The following is a 20,829-nucleotide window of genomic DNA, read 5'->3' on the forward strand; positions in this document are numbered from 1 at the left end:
GCGTGAACGTCGAGAGGCGTGCGGGGATACCGTCTGGCGGAAGAAACTGCATTCCTGGGAGGTAGTTTTTACCCTTAAAGGGGCATGTGCCGGTCTTCAGGCATGCCAAAATCCCGCATACGAGCAGGGGTGGCGTGCAAAAAAGTCACTGTTAAATAGAGCGGTCCAGCGCGCTGTCTGAATATGCAACGTCTTCCGCCAGGACCTGCTTTGCCTGTTCCGACAGATATTCCACCAATTTCTCTGATGGGATTTTCTGTACGACTTCCTCTGTCCGGGGCTGAAGAATTTCCAGGAAGACAACCTCGTGATCGTTATCATACTCGAGCCGGGTGTTCAGGCCGTTGATCTTGAGATTTTCGAGTGTTGCGAGCGGGCTTTGTCGATCGCCCCGGCTTTCACGGCGCGATGCGTCTTCTTCCCGTGTGTTGGGGTTGGCCAAATCGGTCGTTGCCGTGACGACATTGTCCGGGCTGGTCTGTTCCGTTGCCGTGGCCCCGGCCTGTGCCGTTGCATTCAGGCTTTGCTGTTGCGGTTGCTGCTGCTGCGGTGTCGTTTGCGGCGGCAGGTTGACTTCGATTACCATAATGCACCTCTGTTGATGGCTTCTGCCATCCAAAATGGCCTGCATGTCTGGTTCATAAGCAGGCAAATGGTGTTTCGTGCCATTCTGGGCACCTGGTAGAGTATTGTAATCCTTGAATACATTTCTACCTGGAATGATTATATCGCAGAAAAGTGCGTTTTTTCAAGCTTTCTGACGCGGGTCGTATGTTTGTGGTGGCGTGGCTCTTGCACATTCATTGCGCATAGAGTTAGTTGGTCCCTTACACGAATGCTTTTCGATACATATGTATTGTCTTGTCGGTGCCTAGGGCGATTGTCATTAGAGGGTAAGACGCATGCCTTTAAGAATTAAGCTTCCTGCCAAGGAAAAAATCATCATTAACGGAGCCGTTATTGAGAATGCTGGCGAGGCGACTACAGTTATCTTGCATAATAAGGCGGATATCCTTCGCCGTAAGGAAGTCATGAAGGAAGAGGACGCGGTCTCTCCGTCCCGGCGCATCTATTATTCCCTTCAATGCGCGTATCTGTTCAAGGACGACCGGAAGAAATATCTGGACGCTTTCGAAGGCTATGCCACGGACTATGAGGATGCCGCACCCAGCGCGAAGCCGTTGCTGGACGATATCCGCAAATTCGTTGCCCAGGAAAAATACTACGAAGCCTTGCGCAAGACCCTGAAGGTTATCGAGCATGAAACCGAACGGCTGATCGAGGTCGGGATTCTTCCGCGCCCGGAAGAGGCCAAATAAACTGGGCAGATAGGACTTGCAGGAAGGGCGCTGCAGCCTCGCGCATCAGTGTGAGTTGGTGGGTAGTGGCGAGTAAATCTCTCCGAAAGCCTCCAGGCGCCTCTTCATCTCATTCCGGTCCATGCTTGCCGTAATTTTCCGCATTCGCTCGTGATCGGCTTTCCGATATGTATGGTCGCCCCATTCCACCTGGACCGGAGGGAGGGGCACGTCGGTTTTTGCGAGTTTCGGGGCGAGCTCCGAGAATAACGACGCCGTGGCGGAATAGGCGGCTATCAGAAGGTCGCCGAGGTTACAGCCCGGAGGCACCGCGAATGTGCCCGTGCCCACAATTTCCCCGGCATCCACCGTTGCTGTCATGCGGTGAGCGGTGGCCCCGAATGTTGTTGCTCCATTGTAAATGGCAAAGGAGGCGGGGTGATAGCCCGGGTAAGACGGTGGGGCTGGGTGGAAGTTGTAGCAGTTTCCATCGAGGCTGGAGATTATCTCTTCCGGGACGATTACCGAGGTGCAAAAGCCAATCAGCCGCCTATGTCGTTCCGGACCGGTCCGGCAGAGCCGTTTAAGGTCTTCAAGAGAACCTGCGTGGCTGATTTCTGCTGACCCGGCGTAAGGGCGCAGCAGGTCGGACAAAAATGGGAATTCGGTTTCCCCGGTCAGGAGGATGATGTCAGGCATGATGCAGCTTGGCGGTGATGGAGCAGGGCTGCCCGCGGCCCACGACGGTTAAACTTCCTGATCGGAGGAAAGGGCGCTGTCCAGGGCTGCTGCAGGCGTGTCAGCGGCTTTCTCATCCTGGCTGTTGTCGCTGTCGGCGTTCTGGGCTTCGACACCGTCGCCGGGGTTGCCCATGAGGCCTGCGCCAATCTGCCTGTTGATGTTGATCAGGACCTGCAGCTTTGCTGCGTCGGGGGTTGCCAGGATTTCCGTCGATCGTTTGTCGATGAAGTTGGACAGGTTGATCAGGTTTTCCCGAATTTCACGCGGAACCTGGCAGTCCGGGTCCACGAGTTCAGACTGAATGATTGTCCAAATGCGCCAGTTCAGGCGTGTTTGAACCAGGATGTTCTCAATGTCGTCAGGGGCCTGCCGCGCCTTCTCCAGCCGCCGCGCCATTTCAATCAATGCATAGCCTTCCGCCGCTTGCGGCGACGCATGTTCCAAGGCTGAGCGTTGTTGTTGAGCGTAGGGATTATTCACGTTGACTCCCAACTATTTACTTACAGCTACTGTCCTAACGGTTACCCTAATTTTTTAGCGTAATCTAGAACAAAAACGTAAAAAGCAAGTTAACGCCACTCCGATACTTTACTCGTTTTAGCGGTGGTTTGCACTTTATCTTAACCGGACCGGCCTAGATGGCGGCGCAGCGAAAATTTAGGGCCCATTCTTATGCCTGCCTGCAGTTTGCTTCAATAGACTACAGGAAGTTCACAAGGCTGAGCTGGGACTGTCTGGAGATGGCGGCGTAGGACGACTGGATAAGTGTCTGCAGGGCGGAGAGCTCTGTCGCTGCGGCTGCGGGGTCAACATTCGTCAGGCCATCCAGATTGATCTGGCTGTTGTTGATAAAGTTCGTATGCAAATCCTTCGTATCCTGAAGCTCGTTGATCACGACGCCGTTTGTGGTTTGCAACTGGCGCAACTGCGTCCGGGCCGTATCCGCAATGGTGCGGGCATCGGAAAGAAACTGTTTCCGTTGGTCTTCGGTCAGGCCCGATTGTGTTGCGGACTTAAATCGCAGCAGGGCCTCCACGGTGTTCTGGAAGGCGTCATCGGTGGCTGTGATGCCATAGGTGATCGTCTGATGGTCGGAAACGGAAATCTCGACCTGCTTCCAGGCGTTGGCATCAATCGTGCCGGAGGCGGTAAAGGAGTTGTGGTAGGACTCGACAGTGTTGGTGCCGCCGGCATCGACCGTGTGTTGCGGTATCTGGTTCGCACCTTCAATCGTATTGCCTGCGGTCGGCGGCAGGTCGTTCGTCGTATAGAGCGACAATTGCCGCAGGTCTTTCACTGGCGCTGAATTGTAGTTGGTTCCGGCAAACAGGTAGCGACCGCCAATATCCAGATTCAGATTGGCCTCGAGGTTCAGCATCAGGTTGTCTGCGATGACGGCATTGTCTGCCGCCCAGTTGGGATCCTGCGTCGACAGCGGGTCTGCCGCGTCGATCAGGTCCTGCATGCCATCAATGATGCCCTCAAGAGCGGTGTTATAGGCACCCGTTACAATTTCTGTAAGTTCGATCGAGCGGACGTAGCTTTCGCGGGATGTTACATCCTGCCGCAAATCCACGACCTTGACCGCGTTGGCACCATAGTCTTTCAGTTCCTGGAATTTTTTGCCGGTCGAGACCCGGTATGTCAGCAGATTGAAATCCTCCTGGTTTTGGCGGATTCGGTTTTGATTGCTGATTAATGTTCCGACTGTGCTGACAAATTGAACCATGGGTTTTCACTCCTCAAACTGGCCAATCAAGCTTCTGCCTCTCGGCTGGAATTTAAGACGCAAAACCGGTGCCAGTTGTTAAAGGGAACGGGGTGGGCGGTGTTGAGGTATGTTTTTGCCTAGCGTGCCAGAAGAATCTGTTTGCATTTTATGTATGTTGTAAGCCATTGATTTTATGTATAGTTTTTGGTTTTATTTATCGAGGCGATAGGCAAAAACTGCCATAAGAGGTGGCTTCGCTGTATCGGGAGGGTTGAAAAAAGTGCCGATCTCAGATATCAATTTTAACACGTACTCAAAGAGTGCGAGGGCAGAAGGCCCAAATTGCTAGGCAAAATATTCCAGAAAGGAATAACCAAATGAGTGATATTGCTCTTACAGCTGCACAACGCGGCTCCCTGTTGTCTCTCCAGAACACACAGTCCCTGAGTGAACGTACGCAAACCCGTCTGTCGACCGGTCGTAAGGTCAACAGCGTGGTTGATGACGCCGTTAACTACTTTAAAGCAAAAGGCCTGACCGACCGCGCGTCTGACTTTAGCTTGAAGAAAGACGGCATCGGCCAGGGGATTAGCTCCCTGAACTCTGCTTTGAACGCTATCGAAGGTATCGACAGCCTGCTCAAGCAGATGAAAGGTATTGCAGAGGCAGCGAAATCACAGACCACGACGGAACGTAAGTCTGCCAACAACCAGTTCACGGAAATCGGGAACCAGATTTCCCAGTTGGTGGAAGACGCCTCCTATCAGGGTCTGAACCTGCTTAACTCCACGAACTCCACATTGGACGTGTCTTTCGGTATTCGTACCGCTTCCAAGCTGCAGGTGCAGGGTCTTGACCTGAACAGCAGCGCGGGTGCTGCTGACGGCCTGAAGATGTTCACCATCAATGCCTTTTCTTCCAGTGGCGATCTGGTATTCTCCGCTTTTGGTTCGTCCAACGGTTTCTCCGCTTTGGGGGCCAACAACTCCAACACGACGTTGGCTGATGCTGTTATCACAAAGCTCGACAACGCAGTTTCCACGCTGCGTGGTCAGGCAGCATCCTTGGGTGCGAACGTTGCTATTTTGCAGACCCGTCTCGACTTCACGAATTCCTACGTGAACGAGCTGACGGTTGGTTCTGACAAGCTGACCCTGGCTGACCTGAACGAGGAAGGTGCAAACCTGGTTGCACTGCAGACTCGTCAGCAGTTGGGTATTCAGTCTCTGGCTATTTCCGGTCAGCAGCAGCAGGCAGTGCTGTCTCTCATCGGCTAATCTTCGCCAGTACAGTAATGTTGAAAGGCCTCCCATTGTGGAGGCCTTTCTTCTATTTGATTGAAAAATATAAATTTTTGTTCCTCTGGCACGGCGTTTGCACTTTTTGTCGGCAGTGAAGCGCAAAGCGTAATGCCCTTGTCCAGAAAGGAACAAAGCCATGTCTGATATCGCCCTGACTGCTGCTCAGCGAAATTCGCTCCTGTCTCTGCAGAAGACGCAGACTTTGAGCGAGCGGACGCAAACCCGGCTCTCCACAGGTCGGAAGATCAATAACGTCGTTGATGATGCCGTGAACTACTTTCGAGCCAAGGCGCTGACCGACCGCTCCGAAGACTTCGGTTTGCGTAAGGACGGTATTGACCAGGGTATCAGCGCCATGAACTCTGCATTGAATGCGATCGAGGGGATCGACCGCTTCCTGAAGCAGATGAAAGGTATTGTCGAGGCAGCCAAGTCGCAGTCCACCGGCGAGCGTCAGTCCGCCAATACCCAGTTCCAGGAGCTGGGTAAACAGATTTTCCAGCTGGTAGAGGACGCCTCCTATCAGGGGTTGAATCTGATCGGTTCCACGAACGCCACTTTGGATGTCTCTTTTGGTGTTCGTACGGCCTCCCGCCTTCAGGTGCAGGGGCTTGACTTGAATAGTTCGGGGCTTGCAGGCGGGCTGGGGTTGTTTTCCGTTGCGGCTTTTTCCCCCGCAGGGAATACCTTCAATATTTCTGCATTCGGTTTGTCCAACGGTTTTACCGTGATTGGCGCGAACAACAGTAATAACGCGGCTGCAAGCGTTGCTATTGCCCGTCTGGATTCCACAATCTCCAGGTTGCGTGGTCATGCGGCGAACCTGGGATCGAATGTGGCGATCCTGCAGACCCGTCTCGACTTCACAAATTCCTATGTGAATGAACTGTCCACTGGGTCTGACAAACTGACCCTGGCGGACTTGAACGAAGAAGGCGCAAACCTGGTTGCTCTGCAAACGCGCCAGCAATTGGGTATCCAGTCGCTGTCGATCTCCGGTCAGCAACAGCAAGCCGTTCTGTCTCTGTTGCAGTAAATTCACCAGGGGAAAGTATCAGTTTTTGGGGGAGCCGGCATAATGCTTGGCTCCCCAACCCTTTTTAAATCAAAATAACGCAAAGATATAGAATTCACCCCGCGCATGCTGTAGCTTTAAAAGGTAAAGTGGGAAGTAATTACTTATTGAACTTGGGTGTGCGTTTTTGTGACTACTGCAAATTTAACAGACTTCTTGTCGAAGGCTTTGGATGAGGCCGAAAGTGGGGCATTCGTTCAGGCGTTGGAAGCCCTGCAGCAGGCGTCACAGATGGAGCGCAATTCTTCGTTCATCTATCATGTTATGGGGCTGGTTGCGGTTCGTATGGGTGAAGTGCCGAAGGCAATTGACCTGTTCAAACAAGCACATCAGATGGCACCGGAAATGATGGAACATGCGGAAGCACTGTCCATACTTCACGCACGTACTGGTAATGTCAGCGATAGTTTGTATTACGGCAAATTGTCCACTGTCTTGAAGGCATCCCCCCTGAAGTCCTTGTTGTTGCCGGAATGGCTCGGTTCATTCGAGGGCAGTTTTACCGAAGTTGAAAAAGCACCTTTTCTGGAACGGGGAACAAAAGCGCTTCGAAGAGGATTGCTGCGTCGCGCGCTGACCGAGTTTCAACGGGAAGCCGAATTGCATCCTAACCATGGTGAGCCATGGCGCTTGCTGGCACAGGTGTTGCGGCTTCAACGGCGACCAGTGGAAGAAGCCCTGATTTTGCAGGGGTTGGAAGATTCAGGTGACCTCGTTGCGTATGACTATGCAGAAATTGGTCACGTACTGAATGCTCTGGGCCGTCGCCAGGAGGCTAAAGCCGCGTATCAATCGGCCAAGGAAAGAGAACCGGACAATCCGGATATTTATGCTCAAGAAATTGCGGACCTCTATCATTGCGAGGACCCCGTCACGGATGAAATCCTCGATGCCGAAACTGCATGGGGGCAGGCTTTTGCTGCGGACAATCGAGAGGGGAGTGCAGGAGAAACAACAGCAAATGTCCAAGGGACGCTGACCGTTGGTTTTGTGTCTTCCCGATTTAGATTAGATGCCGGACTGGATCACCTGCTGCCGCTGTTTCTTCATCCGCATAGAGGCAGGCTGAAGATCAACCTCTATTGCTACAATGCCTTCGACGACGCAATGACGCGACGGGTTGCCGGGAGCGTGAACGAGTTCCAGGACCTGAGGAATGTGGACGAAAAAACTGCCGCCACCATAATCAGGAATGACGGTGTGCAGGTTCTGATTGATCTGGATGGTGTCGCAACCCCCCATCACACGAGGCTTTACGGAGAAGGGGCCTGTCCCATCCAGTTGCGCTACAACGGTTTGGCTGCTTCCGCCGAAGCCATGGGATATACTGCGGCCTTCGGGAGCGAGTTCTCCTACTCCGGAGAGCAAAATGACGCATGTTTGGTGAAAGGCGGCTTTTTTGGGTTGCCGTCAGCCTCACAGTCGGAACAGGAAACCCTGAGTTCCGCAGGCGGTCTGAAAGTCCTGGGATGGATGCCTTGCTTCAACAAGGTGAATGATCATTCCTTGGAAATGTTGAAGAAAATCACGCAAAAATTCGGTGACATATCGGTACGCGTTTTTTCAAACAGCGTAGGCGGGCCCCAAGGGGTTAATGAGCTTCTAGGGCTGATTTCCAGGCATGGATTACAGCCACTTGTCGAGTTTTCGGACTGGAGCGCTGACATGGAAGAGGCAAGGTCATCGTTTTTTTCCGGCGTCGACTTGATGCTGGATATTGGCGGTGATGCAGGCACAGATAATTTGCTGAGTTCGGTGATGTATGAATTGCCGACGGTAAGCATTCCAGGCCGTCTCCCCGAGGCTCGGGAAGGAAGTTCTATTCTGCAGGCCATCGTTGGTGACGGTTGGATATGCAGGGACGTTGATGACCTTGTTGCAAAACTCGAACGCTGGAAGAACACACCAGGTCTTTGGAAAAAAGACCGGTCAACGTTTCAGGAGGATGTTCGGCTTTCCCGGGCGCCACAATATCTCAGTGATCGGTTCTCCGCCTTGGAAGAGGCGCTCTTTCAATTGGTGGGACGAAGCTAGAACATGCCGGTTGGTTTAACTATGAAGTATGATCCGGACCTTTACGAACGTAATCTGCAATGCCTGGAGCAACAACAGCCTGCCTTGGTGGGGCTGCTTCGTTCGCTGGAAAACATTGCAACAAAGGTGGTGGAGGATGAGGACGGCGGGCTGAACCTGGATCTGGGGCATACCCGCTTCTATGAGAGAGATGCTGAGACCTTTGCCAAGGACCAGCTCAAACACTACTGGGAACACCCAGACAGGATCGACGTTTCTGGTGCAGGCCTGGGGGTGACCAAGGAGAAGCGGGATATTGATAGCACGCGGTCACTGGCGGAACGTATGCTTTTGCTTTCCAGAAACTGGATGACGGAAAATGGCCTTGTGGGCAAGTTTGAGTTGAAGGATGCCGATGCAGGCTTTCTCTTCATACTTGGCATCGGGCTTGGCTGTCATGTTGATTCTCTTCTGGAGGATGCGCAGGTACAGCATATTGTGATCGTGGAACAGTTTCCCGAATTTCTGTACCACTGCCTGCATCTGCATGACCTTTCCGATTGGTATACTTCCGTTGAGGCAAAGGGGGGATCCTTGATGTTCCTCCTGGGCGACGATCCTTCTTTTTTGACGACCAATCTGTATTCGATTGTAAAATTCAAGGCCTTTGAAATAACGGATGGGTCATATTTCTACGTTCACTATAATTCCTACTTCCTCAAGCAAGTTGAACGCGAATTCCGGGAAAAAATCTCGCTGATTACAGCCAATCCTGGCTTCTTCGAAGACGAAATCAAAATGCTTTCGAATTGTTTTCGAAACATCACGTCCTATGACCATTTGACGTTTGTTGTGAAAACACGGCTTGAGAAAGAGACACCTATTGTCATCGTCGGTTCGGGCCCGTCCCTGGATACGTCGATTGGCCTTATCAAAGAAAATAGAGACAAGATTATCGTCTTATCTTGCGGGACCGGTTTAGGGTCTCTTCTGGGGCATGGGGTTACTCCGGATTTTCATGCAGAATTAGAAAACACTCCAGGGCCGCTGGAGGTTGTGGGTAATCTGTCAAAACAATATGACTTGTCCCCGATAACCCTGATCGCCTCGAATACGATCAATCCGGAGCTGCCAAAGCTTTTCAAGCGCAGGATTTTATTCTTCCGGGATTCGGTGACGTCGACTTATGCCTTCGGCGGACCGTATGGGGCGGTTTACAACGCGGCGCCGACCGTGACAAATGCGGGGGCTCGTCTTGCTGTCGGCCTGGGCTTCAGGAAACTCTATCTCGTTGGAGTGGATTTGGGTTCCCGTGAAAAAGGAAAGCATCACTCTGCCCAATCCGTATATGTTGCGGACAAGAATTTTCTCGCGACACATCCGGGCCATAAGGCTGCCTCGAATTTCAAGCATCAGGCGCGCGGAAATTTTGGTGGCACAATCCAGACAAATCAGAGTTTCCTGTGGTCTTCGACCATGTTTCAGGCACTGAAGGAATATGACGACAACGTCGAACTCGTCAATTGCAGTGACGGGATCAGAATTTCCGGTGCCACCCCGCAGCTTCCGGAAACCGTACAGTTCAAGACAAGTGTTGCCCGACGTAACCGCGAACTGGCTATGCTGATACAGGAGCATGATGAGGGCGCGGGCAGGCTGCCGATCAATGTCTCGGATATGGAAAAAATAGACAGGAAGATGGCGGCATTCTACGGCGGGATTGAAAATGCCCTGGATGGTTTCAGTCCTAGCAAAGCCGATTTTTTCAAGCTCTATGAAGTCTTGCGGGAGTTGACTTACAAGAGCGATAAAGACAACAGTGTCGAAAGCCGCGTTGTTAGGCAGTTCCATATTGGAACCGTCATGATGTTTATTCAGATTGCACATATAATATTGCGCCGCCTCCCGGAAAACGTGCGTCCCGGCTATCTGGAATTCTTCCGTGATCAGTTTGAAGCCTTTCTGTCGGAAATGAGAGAGAAGGGACTGGAATGCACCGGCGGAATTCTCAAGCAGGCAAAAGAACTTTCACAGTAGTAAAGGTTGCAGACGATGAAGCTGTTTGGAAAAGACCTCGCAAAAGAAGTTGTGCTGGTTGCCGAGATCGGTGTGAACCACGAGGGTGATCCCGAAAAAGCTTTTGAACTCATGCGGCTGGCGGCACAGGCGGGTGCGGATGCGGTCAAGTTTCAGTCCTATACGGCCGAACGCTTTATTTCAGCGGTAGACCCGGATCGTCTGGAACGTGTTGGGCGATTTGCCCTGGATGAACAGACCCACCGCGAGTTGGCTACTGAAGCGAAGTCACTGGGGGTCAGCTTCTTCTCCTCCGCGATTTCGGAAGACTGGGTGCCTCTGCTGGCGGAATTGGGCGAGGCGATCAAGATTGCCAGTGGTGATCTGACTTTTGAGCCTGTTATTCGCGCAGCCACGGAAAGCGGTCGCAAGGTTTTGCTATCGACGGGTGCGTCTGACATTGATGAAATTGACCGGGCCGTGGCCTGGGTCAGGGATGTTGTCGGAGACGAAAACCTGTCGTCGCGATTGCTGTTGATGCATTGTGTTTCAGCCTATCCAACGCCGATGGAACAGGCGAATTTTCTGTCTATTCCGTTCCTGCAACAGAGGTATCATCCCGTAGCGGTCGGATACTCCAACCACGTTATTGGAACAGAGGCCGCGATAGCTGCCGTTGCGCTGGGCGCACGCGTGGTGGAAATGCATTTCACAGATCAAAAGGACGGGCGGGAATTCAGGGATCATAGCCTTTCTGCAGATGCTGCCGATATTCGATACTTGACTGAAATCTTGCCGAAGGTGGCAGCCGGAAGGGGCACTTGGGGGAAACCTGTTCAGGCGTGCGAAGAAACGATGCCGGAAATTATCCGCAAAGGTGTTGTTGCCGCGCATGATCTGGAGGCGGGAACTGTGCTGAGCCAGGACGATCTGATGTTTGCCCGCCCGGCATCGGAGTATTCCGCAGGAGAATTGCCACAGTTGATTGGGGCGACGTTGAATATGCCCTGCAGCAAAGGACACCCCATACTCCGAAGCTCTGTGGAGCGTTCCTAGGCATCTGAAAATTCAATAGAAAGAGCAGTCTGTCGGATCATGACCAGGTTAAACCCGCCCTGCGAAGCATGCGAAATGTGTGGGGGCATTGAGTGGAACTTCGAAGCCCGTTTCACGGAGCCTCCCAAGGGTGAGACCGATCTCGGTCTTGCGCCGTATTGTCGTGAGGTTTGGTCATGCGGTGGCTGCGGGCATGTGATTAACCATCACGATATGGATCTCAGCAAGATCTACAGTAAGAAATACTGGGATCAGACTTACGCCGACAGGGTTCGCAGCACCTATGATCGAATAATGTCCCTGCCGGAAGACCAGTCGGATAACCAACAGCGTGTCGCTTTTATCAATGAATACTGGGCCCTGCATCATACGGGGCAGGCCAGAACCTTGCTGGATATCGGGGCTGGATTGGCAGTGTTCCCTGCCGCGATGAGAGAGACGGGCTGGACCTGTACGGCGTTGGACCCGGACCCGCGTGCGGCGGAGCATGCGAGGCAGGTCGCGCAGGTTGATGCCATTGCCGCGGATTTTATGGAAGCTGATCTCTCCCGGAAGTTTAGTCTCGTTTCCCTGAACAAGGTGTTGGAACATGTCCCGGACCCGGTTTCCATGCTGGGCCGGGTAAGGGAAGTTTTGCATCAGGATGGTTTGGTCTATCTGGAATTGCCGGATGGCGAGGCAGCGTTAAAAGATACACCTGCCAGACAGGAGATGTTTCTGGAACATTACTGCGCCTATTCCATGGCGTCCATGGCGCTTCTGATCCTTAAATCTGGTTTCCGCTGTGACTATCTGGATCGTCTGCGCCAGCGGAGTGGGAAATACACGCTGCGGGCCTTTTTGCGACGCCCTCAATGACACACCCTTCCTATATAAGCGAACAGCGGTTTGAGGCTGATTTCCTGAAAGGTCCTGTTTGGCGTCTGGATAAAGCGGAAATGGCTCAGCAGGCTGTTGCTGACGCCAGACTGGCGGATGTTCGGCTGATGGGGTGCCGTCTGCCGGAGCCGGACGATCGGACTGGATATCTTGAGTCCGCAGGTTTCAGAAAGGTTGAAACTCTCGTCTCCTTGGCGCGGCCTGTTCGAAGAGGCGTTCCCATGCCCGAGGGTGTTCGCGCTGCGCGATCAGAGGACGCAGATGCTGCAGGATGCCGTAGGGTTGGGGAGGCCGCATTCACGTCGGATCGATATCATGCCGACCCCGATGTCCCTGACGAGGCAGCAGATGCATTGAAGGGGGCCTGGGCGTATAATGCCGTGATGGCGCGCGCGGACCGCGTGTTCATCTATGACGAAGGGAACGGTATTCTTGGTTTCAACGCCTGTTTGTTGAGGGGACAAACGGTTGTTATCGACCTTATCGGGGTGATGCCGGGACGGCAGGGAGCCGGGATCGGTGCAAAGCTGCTCCTGGCGATGGACGCAGATTACCAGGGACTCGCCGATAGGGTGGAAGTCGGAACCCAATTTTCCAATTCTGGGTCTCTCTCATTCTACAGGAATGACGGGTTTGAAGAATTCCGACGAGAACAAACCTGGCATTGGACGGCGTAGTTACTGGTCGAGTTTGCTCAGTATTTCATCCAATGAAGCTTTAACCGGGTCGTCGAGTGAACTGATTACCTGTTTCACCCTCTGCAAGTCTTCCGGTGTGTCTACGACCAGGCGAATGTCGGCATTAGGGGGCTTTCCGCTGTTGGGCAGATTGCGGATGTCGAAGGATGCCGCGTTTTGATAGGCAAAAAGCGTCACATGTTCCAAGAGAGACAGGTCCGCGGTTTCCTCGCATATCCGGCGCATTGCTGTGTGGCTGATGATTTCCGCGCTGGTTCCCAAGGGAAAGGTCCGGGGAAATACGTTAGTTGCAAGGTCGCAACCTGTTTCCAGGAAAACGTTGATAACCTCGTCTACGACTTCCGGATCGACCAGTGGACTGTCGGCACAGATGCGCACAAACCAGTCCAGTCGATGTGCATCCATGCAATCAAGACAGCGTTTGGCCACATTGTCCAGGTCGCCACGGAAAAGCGGGATACCGTGTTTATCGGCAATGCCGGATAAGGGAGAATCGATCTCCCTATCCGTCGTTGCAAGGATTAACGGAAGTCCGTGGCGGCTTCGTTTCAGGCGTTCAATGGCAAGGTCCAAGGCACATTGCCCATTGCCCAGGTCCAACAGCTGCTTGCCTGGCAAACGCCGGGAATCAAGACGGGCAAGCAGGACAATAGCACCTCTGCCTCGCTGTGTTTTGTCCATCGCGTCAGGCCGTCAGAAAGAATTGGCTTTGTGTTTTGCGCGCTCCCAGGCCTCCACATACCACTCGCAATATTGCTTGTAGCCGACTTCCAGGGGCCATTCAGGCTCAAACCCGAGGACGTCTTTGGCGCGCTCTGTGGACAGCGTCCCGCGAACCGGTTTGTCGACCATACGCGGGCGTTCCTCAAGGATCGTTCCCGGCACGACGGATTCGACAATGTCAGCCAGTTCCTTGATCGTCCGGGCGTTGCCAAACGTCAGGTTGAAGGTATTGGAGTGATGGCGACCCTCATGCAGGGCCAGGGCGCGAACCTGCCCCTGGACCAGGTCTTTGATATAGGTGAAATCCAGACGTCCGTCGCCGCCGCCTTCCAGCAGCAAAGGTTTTCCGGTCAGGGCATTCTCGACAAATTTCTGGCTGACGCGCTGGCTGATGCAACGCTCACCATAAAGGGCGCTGGGGCGGATGACCGTTGTTCCCAGGTTATACTGACTGCGATAGGTTCGAACCAGCCGTTCGCCCATGAATTTGGTGTTGGCATAGATGCCTTCCGGGCGGGGGAAGGTGGTTTCGTCGACGGTGTCGCCTTCGAAGTCCCCATATACCGTGCTGGAGGACATGAACATAACCTGGTTTATGCGGTCGACACGCGGCCGTACCAGTTCCAGCATATTTCGCAGGGTGATCAACTGTAGGTCAAAGCAAAGGCCCGGTTCTGCCTTGGCATCAACCGCGCTCGCAATGGCGGCCAGATGAACGACTTTCGTCGGTTCATATTCTTCGAAAATCCGCGCAAGGTCGGTCAGGATACGGGCGTCGCAGTTGCGCAGGTGCACACCGGCATCCCGCAGCATTGAAAACCGTGAAAGAAGGAAGTCCTGATAGGCCTGGCGTTGGGTCATGTCCTGGCTCGATTGGAAGCAGTTTTCAATCAGGCTGTTGACCATCAGGTTGTCGGCGATCATCACTTCGGCGCCCATCTGGGCAAGTTCCAGGCCCAGGTTATGACCGATAAAACCGGCGCCACCAACAAGCAGAATACGCTGGCCTTCCAGTTTGGGTTTCAGGCTTTCATAGGGGATATGCGTCATTTCTTGACTCCTTTCACGAGCTTCTGCTCTTCACAAGCGCGTCTTTCAACGCTGCGGCAATCCGGTTGACACCGTCTTCAGGCAAATGCGGCCCCAGCGGCAAGGACAAGGTCTGCGCTGCGAGCCATTCGGCAACCGGGAACTGCCCCTCTTTGTATCCGTATTTTTCTTTATAATAGGTAAACAGCGGCACAGCCCCGGGATAGTGCACGGAAAAACCGATCCCAGCGGCCTTCAGATGGTCCATGACCTGATCCCGGTCAATCGACCCATCCTTGGGTAATACGGTATTCAGGCAGTAATAGCTGGGCTGTGCTGTTTCATGCTGGCCGGGGAAGAGGGTTAATTCTTCAATCTCGGCAAGAGCCGTTGTCAGGGCATTATAGTTGGCCGCGCGGATGGCATGAAAGTCGTCCAGACGGGAAAGCTGTGCCAGGCCAACGGCGGCTTCCACTTCACTCATGCGGTAGTTGAAGCCCAACTGGTCTACATCGTAGATGCCGGGTTTGGCGCGGTCACCCAGGGCGCGGTTGTATCCAAAGGCGCGGCGTTTGCGCAGGGCATCCGCCAAAGCATCGTCATTGGTGGAGACCATACCCCCTTCGATCGAGGTCATCTGTTTGACCGGATAGAAGGAAAAGCTGCCCGCCAGTCCCAGGTTGCCTGCCTTCCGGCCCTTATAATCGCTGTCGAGGGCGATTGCGCAATCCTCGAGGACGAATGCCCCGTGGCGTTCCGCGACGGCGTTGATCCTGTCCATATCACAGGGCGTGCCCAGATAGTGGACCGGCATGATTGCGGCCAACGGTTCGTCCTGGCTGTCCAGCAAGTCTGCGGACATATTGCCGGACAAGGGATCCGCATCGACGAAGACCGGCGTTGCGCCCGTCAGTTCAACGCTATGGGCGGTTGCTACATGGGTCATGGCCGGGACGGCGACGCGATCGCCGGGGCCGATATCCTTGACGAATAAGGTCAGGTGAAGACCTGCGGTACAGCTCGAAACCGCAACCGCGTGTTTGGTTCCGATCCGCTCGGCAAAAGCTTCCTCAAAGGCGGGGGTTACTTTGCCATGAACCAGCATCCCGCTTTCCATGACGTCCCGGATTGCGTCAAGTTCGCAATCGCTGATCTGTGGTTTGCCAAAGGGGATGGGATTGTTTGATGACATTTAATCAGGTCTCGCTCTAGATCGTGTATGTCACGTCGACGTTTCGCCTATTTTGAACCGATTCCCAGCAGGCGAAACATATTTCCATGACCCTGAACACATCTTGCGCACCGACGTTGGGTTCCCTGCCTTCACGGATTGCCGCGACGAAGTCGGGCAGCAGGTCGCCTTTTTCAACGGCGGGATAGGGGACAGTGAAGGGCTCTTCGTCCTCTGGCCGGTCGCCACGGAAGAGACGCCCGTCGGGGATGCCGTTTTCGAAGCTGAGCTTGGTTCCATAGAGATTCAGGCTGTGCATCTTATGCCGTTGCGGCCCGAAGGTTGTTGTATTCTTGGCCAGAGCATCGCTTTCAAAGCGCAGCAAATTGGTCATGACATCCGGGTAGGCAAAGCTGCTTCCCCTTGTTTGTTTCTTTGCGCCCATACTAGTGACTTCTGTCACCTCTTCACCGATGATCCAGCGCATCAGGTCGATCAGGTGGATGCCGCCGCCATAGGTTACGCAGTAGAAATCCATCTGTCCGCGCCAGCCCTCGGTGATCTTCCAGAGAATCTGGTGAAGGTAATCGCCTTCCATATAGAAAATGTCGCCGAAGTCACCCCGCTGGACCATTTCGCGTAGCGCGATGAAACGGGGACTTTGACGCAGGATCAGGTTGGAGGAGATGCGTTTGCCGCTGTCCTGTTGGGCACGGATCACTTTTGCCAGGTCTTCCCGGTTCAAGGTGATCGGCTTTTCCACCATCACATGCTTTCCCGCGTTGAAGGCCTCGATGACCTGGGCGGCGTGATAGTTATCGTAAGTACAAATGGAAACCGCATCAATGCGCGGGTCTTCTATAATCTTGCGATAGTCGGTGTATCGTCCGTCCACTTCCTGCCGGTCGGCCACGGCATGCAGCTTTTCTTCGTCCATATCGCAGACAGCGGCGACGGTGACGCCGGGGATTTCCCTATAGGCGGCAACATGCCGTTCGCCGACACCCAGGCCGATAACACCTATCGATATTTCTTGCATTTTATCTCACAAATTAACGGATCGCTTGTTCAAGGGTGGAGAACATTTCGTCGACCGTCTGGATGACACGGGCCGTGGCCGCATAGGAATTTTGCAGGACTGTCAGCGCCGCCATCTCGGAGTCGATATCCACACCGACTTCCTGGCGAAGCTGTTCGTCCAGATTGTTATGCAGGGTCATAGAATCTGAATACAGATTGCCGAAACGTTCCGCCCTTGTGGTTACATCCACGAAGATATCCGATACCAGCCCGGTATAGGAAGTGCCGCTGGTGGAAAAACCGGACCCGTTAATGCCCCGGTTGTTGCCGTTCATTGATTGCACAACGCCGGTTGCGGAGGATTTTTTCAGGCTTGCGGTGCCATTGGTCAGCGTGTCGTTTACCCGGAAATTCAGGCGGGTCGCATCAGACAGGGCAGAGCCGGTTTTAACCTCGAAAAGGTCCAGGTTTTGCTCTCCGGTCTCGCCTCTGTTGGTTACTTCCGCACTGCCGCCGACAAAAGTAAAGCCAAGGGCAGACAGCGGTGTATTGTTTGTCTGCTGGATATCCAGGCTGCCGCGGGTTGTCGATATCTCCAGTCCACCAGAACTGTTGAGGCGGGCGCGAACACCGTCAATGTCGTTCAGGTCGTCCAACAGGTCCTGTGTGGAATAGGGAGACGCACCGATTGTGACGGTAACGGCTGCCCCACCGCCAACGGAAACCGAGAACTGATCAGCGGCTGCGATACCGGCAAGGGAGGTCAGGTCTGCGTTGCCGGTGATATCCAGGCTGCCCGTGGAATTTTCCTGATTATAGGCGTAGCTGAGCGTCGGGGGATTGTCCGCCGCCACCGTCGTGGAGGCCCCGAACCCGATTGCTGTCTGGAGGGCACCGGTGGAAACGGCCACTGTCATACCCTCGCCTTCGGTCAGGATCTGCAATTGGCCATGACCATCGAAGCGGGCAGAGACATTGTCCAGGGCGTTCAATTTCGCCAGTACCGTCGCAGGGGTATCAGCGGCAAGGATGTTGGCGACCCTAGGCGTGCCGCCCACGGTGACGGTAATCGTGCCAGCCGCGCCAACTGTGGCATTGTCTTCAATGGCGACGCTGCCGCTTGTGCGTGCGGTTGAATCGTCCATCAGCATGAAGGCCACTTCGTCCAACTGGTTGCGCATTTTCTGAACAACCGCAAATCCACCGTCAGTATTGGCTTCTGCCGCTGTGTCGGTCCGGATGAAGTCCGTGAGCGATTTCAACTTGCCCTGCGGCAGCAGGCCGCCGGTGATAAGGTCCGTACTGGAATGACCGCTTTTGGTCAGCGCACCGGTCGAGGTGTCATAATTGAAGGTGGCGGCGTTCAGGTCAACAAGGCTGAGGCCCGTTGAAGACATCACGACAAGATGACCATCCGATGCTTCAAAGGTTTTGATGTCCATGATTTCGGACAGTTCTTCCAGCTTTTGATCCCGCAGGTTTTCATTCGCAGAAGTCGGACGGCCTTTTGATTTATCGGAAACGATGTCGTTGTTCAGACGGTCAATATCGGACAGAAGGTCATTCAGGTCGGATACGGTGCGTGTGGTATCCGTTTTGATTTCCTGCTCTATCTGGTCCAGGCCATCGGAAAGACGTGCCATTTCAACAGTGATGTTCTTCGCGGCACTCAGGACCTGGGCCTGTGCGGCGGCGCTTTCGGGCGATGCCTCATACGCCTTCCACGCGGCGTTCAGGTCTTCCATTTCGTCAGACAACGGGGTCTGCGTCGCGCTGATGCCAAGCAGACTGCTCATCCGCTCGTAGATATCGTTCTGTGTGCCGTAACCGTTACTGCCTGCGATGGCAGTGGTCAAATCCTGGAAAAGGCCGTTGTTTACAAGCCTCTCGATATCGGCGACGGCAACGCCGCCATGTTGCAGGTTCTGATATTTGGTCTGGCGGGCGTTGTAATATTTGTTGTTCGCGTTGGCGATATTGTCGGATACCGTCCGCACCGCACTGTTGATCGTGTTGACGGATGTAACAGCAACATTCAGCGCTGAAAGCAATGACATTATCTTTTCCTCCGCGAGTTAGGACCGTCCGCCTAGACCGACCTAAAGGGTCTGGTCCACGGCAATCGGCGCAGCCTTCCGGGTGTCTTCCCGCTGTGTTCCACTGTTTCCATAAGAAGCAAGATTTGTGCCTGATGCGCGGGTCGCTGCTTCTTTGATCCGTTCTACGATCATGCTGCTGGTACGTGCCGCCAGGCGCAGCCGCCGCTCGTTTTCTTTTGAAACGCGTTCGAAATCCTCAGACAGCTTTTTGAGCTGACTTCTGAGGTCGTCGCCAAGAACTGCGGAAAAGCCTGTTGTTGCAGCCAGTTCGCGGATTTGCGTTTCGTATTGCTGGAACAGCTTTTGCTTTTCCTCAACTATCGGGGCCAGATCCTGCGACCGGGGCCGCTCCAACAGCGTATTTTCGCGTTCCATCACGTCGATCAGGTCACGAAGCAGTTCGAGTAAGCTCGTAGCGCGGATTTCCGGGGTCATTGACTTGCCTCCTCCTGAATTTTCAGGATTTCCTTTTGAACCATGTCGGCGATACCAATGCCGCCGCTTTTAGCCATTTCATGTCCGTATTCCTGGGACAGCATGGATCGGAACATCTTTTCGCCACTGCCGCCGCCGAAGTAGCCGTCTTCCGTTTTGACGCCGGAAAACATCTGCTCGACCATCTGTGTGAGAAACATGGCTTCGAAATTTACCGCTGCTTCATGCGCGGCTTTCTCGGATTTGATCTTGCCAAGATCGGGTGTCTTGTTCTGGAAGGTGCTTTGCAGCGCCTGATCCATCTGTGCTGTCAGGGTGGCGTCCATTACATCACCTCAATTTCGGCCTGCAGGGCGCCTGCGGCTTTTACCGCCTGAAGGATTGTGATCATGTCGCGCGGGCCGACGCCCAGGCTGTTCAGGCCGTTCACCAGTTCCTGAAGGCTGACGCCGCCATCAACGACGCCGAGTTGCCTGTCCGCACCTTCATCCACTGTGATCTGCGTTCTGGGTACCGTGGTGGTGGTGCCGGTATTGGTGAAGGGTTGGGGCTGGGACACCTGCGGCGTTTCGGTAATCCGGATCGTCAGATTGCCCTGAGCAATCGCGACCTTGTTGATGCGCACATTCTCACCCATGACGATAACGCCGGATTGTTCGTCGATGATGACTTTTGCCACGTTGTCCGGCTCAACCCGCAACTGTTCAATGTCAGTGATCATATTGACCACATCCCGGTCGTAATTGGCCGGAACCTTCACCTGGACAGTTGCCGGGTCGGTTGCGGAACTGACGTCCTGGCCGACAAAGGCGTTGATTGCGCGGCTGATACGGCGTGCAGTGGTGAAGTCCGGGTTGCGCAGGCTCAGGTGGTAAGTCTGGAGGTCCGCCATGCGGAAGGGCAATTCCTGCTCGACAATGGCGCCGTTGGCAATGCGGCCACTGGTTGGGACGCCCTTGACAACTGTTTCGGCATCGCCTTGTGCGGCAAATCCGCCAACTGCCAGTGTGCCTTGCGCTACCGCATAGACATCGCCGTCCGCGCCAAGGAGCGGTGTAACCAGCAATGTGCCACCCAGCAGGCTTTTCGAATCACCCAATGCGGAGACATTAACATCAATGCGTGCGCCCTGCCGGGCAAAGGCAGGAAGGCTTGCCGTTACCATGACGGCGGCGACATTCTTGGTGTTGAGGGAGCCATCACGGGCGTTGACGCCAAGGCGTTCCAACATGCCAACAAGGCTTTCCTTCGTGAAAACTGCGCTGTTGAGGGTGTCACCCGTACCGTTCAGACCAACAACCAGCCCATAGCCGACCAGCATGTTTTCCCGCACGCCTTCTACATCGACGATGTCTTTGATGCGTGATTGCGCCGATGCGGAGAGGCTGCTCAGTGTTATGGCGGCCAGGCAAATACAAAAAACGGCGATTGTTTTTGCCAATGTCCAGAATGTGGAATGCACATTCATCATGGTGAACCTCTTTTCTCTTCTCTCGACATTGCATGAAGCGAAAATCGTGCCAATTTATGAAGTGCGGAAATCGTATGAAACATAGGGACGTTT

General features: G+C 54.0%; 20 protein-coding genes. 8 read left to right on the forward strand and 12 right to left on the reverse strand.

Annotation, left to right across the window (positions count from 1 at the left end):
• Positions 1-151: 151 nt before the first annotated feature.
• On the reverse strand, positions 152-586 hold the full coding sequence (locus tag IF205_RS09960; RefSeq protein ID WP_259783134.1) for a hypothetical protein: 435 nt from the start codon (positions 584-586) through the stop codon (positions 152-154).
• 316 nt (positions 587-902) lie between these two features.
• Here IF205_RS09960 and IF205_RS09965 point away from each other — a divergent pair, with 316 nt between their 5' ends.
• The gene (locus tag IF205_RS09965) at positions 903-1,319 is read left to right on the forward strand and encodes a flagellar biosynthesis repressor FlbT (RefSeq protein WP_259783135.1); all 417 of its coding nucleotides are present in this window, start codon (positions 903-905) and stop codon (positions 1,317-1,319) included.
• A gap of 45 nt (positions 1,320-1,364) precedes the next feature.
• Here IF205_RS09965 and IF205_RS09970 read toward each other — a convergent pair whose 3' ends face one another.
• The 3 genes from IF205_RS09970 to IF205_RS09980 all read right to left on the reverse strand — a co-directional run bounded on the left by IF205_RS09970 (position 1,365) and on the right by IF205_RS09980 (position 3,768).
• Positions 1,365-1,997, reverse strand: a complete 633-nt coding sequence (locus IF205_RS09970; RefSeq protein WP_259783136.1) for a formyltransferase family protein — start codon at positions 1,995-1,997, stop codon at positions 1,365-1,367.
• A gap of 48 nt (positions 1,998-2,045) precedes the next feature.
• Positions 2,046-2,519, reverse strand: coding sequence for a flagellar biosynthesis regulator FlaF (locus IF205_RS09975; protein WP_259783137.1), 474 nt, complete (start codon positions 2,517-2,519; stop codon positions 2,046-2,048).
• A gap of 220 nt (positions 2,520-2,739) precedes the next feature.
• Positions 2,740-3,768, reverse strand: a complete 1,029-nt coding sequence (locus IF205_RS09980) for a flagellin (protein ID WP_259783138.1) — start codon at positions 3,766-3,768, stop codon at positions 2,740-2,742.
• Between the two features lie 359 nt (positions 3,769-4,127).
• On the opposite strand from IF205_RS09980, the gene IF205_RS09985 reads away from it, so the two are divergent.
• The 7 genes from IF205_RS09985 to IF205_RS10015 all read left to right on the forward strand — a co-directional run bounded on the left by IF205_RS09985 (position 4,128) and on the right by IF205_RS10015 (position 12,767).
• Complete coding sequence (locus IF205_RS09985) at positions 4,128-5,027, forward strand: flagellin N-terminal helical domain-containing protein (protein ID WP_259783139.1); 900 nt, start codon at positions 4,128-4,130, stop codon at positions 5,025-5,027.
• A gap of 160 nt (positions 5,028-5,187) precedes the next feature.
• On the forward strand, positions 5,188-6,087 hold the full coding sequence (locus IF205_RS09990) for a flagellin N-terminal helical domain-containing protein (protein ID WP_259783140.1): 900 nt from the start codon (positions 5,188-5,190) through the stop codon (positions 6,085-6,087).
• A 168-nt stretch (positions 6,088-6,255) separates the two neighbouring features.
• Positions 6,256-8,160 (forward strand): tetratricopeptide repeat protein, encoded by a 1,905-nt coding sequence (locus IF205_RS09995; protein ID WP_259783141.1) that lies wholly within the window; start codon positions 6,256-6,258, stop codon positions 8,158-8,160.
• A 3-nt stretch (positions 8,161-8,163) separates the two neighbouring features.
• Positions 8,164-10,176 carry a motility associated factor glycosyltransferase family protein gene (locus IF205_RS10000; protein WP_259783142.1) on the forward strand — a complete coding sequence of 671 codons (2,013 nt, stop codon included), beginning with the start codon at positions 8,164-8,166 and terminating at the stop codon, positions 10,174-10,176.
• A 15-nt stretch (positions 10,177-10,191) separates the two neighbouring features.
• The gene (locus IF205_RS10005) at positions 10,192-11,211 is read left to right on the forward strand and encodes an N-acetylneuraminate synthase family protein (RefSeq protein ID WP_259783143.1); all 1,020 of its coding nucleotides are present in this window, start codon (positions 10,192-10,194) and stop codon (positions 11,209-11,211) included.
• 39 nt (positions 11,212-11,250) lie between these two features.
• Positions 11,251-12,069, forward strand: coding sequence for a class I SAM-dependent methyltransferase (locus IF205_RS10010; RefSeq protein WP_259783144.1), 819 nt, complete (start codon positions 11,251-11,253; stop codon positions 12,067-12,069).
• 80 nt (positions 12,070-12,149) lie between these two features.
• The gene (locus tag IF205_RS10015; RefSeq protein WP_259783145.1) at positions 12,150-12,767 is read left to right on the forward strand and encodes a GNAT family N-acetyltransferase; all 618 of its coding nucleotides are present in this window, start codon (positions 12,150-12,152) and stop codon (positions 12,765-12,767) included.
• Here IF205_RS10015 and IF205_RS10020 read toward each other — a convergent pair whose 3' ends face one another.
• From IF205_RS10020 to IF205_RS10055, 8 genes are read right to left on the reverse strand one after another with little or no spacing between them, the layout of a single operon-like run.
• A complete protein-coding gene (locus IF205_RS10020) occupies positions 12,768-13,469 on the reverse strand; it encodes a cytidylyltransferase domain-containing protein (RefSeq protein WP_259783146.1) in 702 nt (233 codons plus the stop codon).
• Between the two features lie 12 nt (positions 13,470-13,481).
• A complete protein-coding gene (locus IF205_RS10025) occupies positions 13,482-14,561 on the reverse strand; it encodes an NAD-dependent epimerase/dehydratase family protein (protein WP_259783147.1) in 1,080 nt (359 codons plus the stop codon).
• Positions 14,562-14,574: 13 nt separating this feature from the next.
• Positions 14,575-15,732: a DegT/DnrJ/EryC1/StrS family aminotransferase gene (locus tag IF205_RS10030; protein WP_259783148.1), complete on the reverse strand. Its 1,158-nt coding sequence runs from the start codon at positions 15,730-15,732 to the stop codon at positions 14,575-14,577.
• A 16-nt stretch (positions 15,733-15,748) separates the two neighbouring features.
• Positions 15,749-16,750 carry a Gfo/Idh/MocA family protein gene (locus IF205_RS10035; RefSeq protein ID WP_259783149.1) on the reverse strand — a complete coding sequence of 334 codons (1,002 nt, stop codon included), beginning with the start codon at positions 16,748-16,750 and terminating at the stop codon, positions 15,749-15,751.
• A 13-nt stretch (positions 16,751-16,763) separates the two neighbouring features.
• Positions 16,764-18,788, reverse strand: a complete 2,025-nt coding sequence (locus tag IF205_RS10040; protein WP_259783150.1) for a FlgK family flagellar hook-associated protein — start codon at positions 18,786-18,788, stop codon at positions 16,764-16,766.
• A gap of 42 nt (positions 18,789-18,830) precedes the next feature.
• Positions 18,831-19,265, reverse strand: a complete 435-nt coding sequence (locus tag IF205_RS10045) for a hypothetical protein (protein WP_259783151.1) — start codon at positions 19,263-19,265, stop codon at positions 18,831-18,833.
• Positions 19,262-19,591 (reverse strand): rod-binding protein, encoded by a 330-nt coding sequence (locus IF205_RS10050; RefSeq protein WP_259783152.1) that lies wholly within the window; start codon positions 19,589-19,591, stop codon positions 19,262-19,264. The genes IF205_RS10045 and IF205_RS10050 overlap by 4 nt, the downstream gene beginning before the upstream one ends.
• Entirely contained in the window at positions 19,591-20,733 is a 1,143-nt protein-coding gene (locus IF205_RS10055) for a flagellar basal body P-ring protein FlgI (RefSeq protein WP_375542687.1), read from the reverse strand. Before IF205_RS10055 ends, IF205_RS10050 begins: the two co-directional genes overlap by 1 nt.
• Positions 20,734-20,829: the final 96 nt, after the last annotated feature.

The sequence above is a fragment of the Aestuariispira ectoiniformans genome (assembly GCF_025136295.1).
GTDB lineage: Bacteria > Pseudomonadota > Alphaproteobacteria > UBA8366 > Aestuariispiraceae > Aestuariispira_A > Aestuariispira_A ectoiniformans.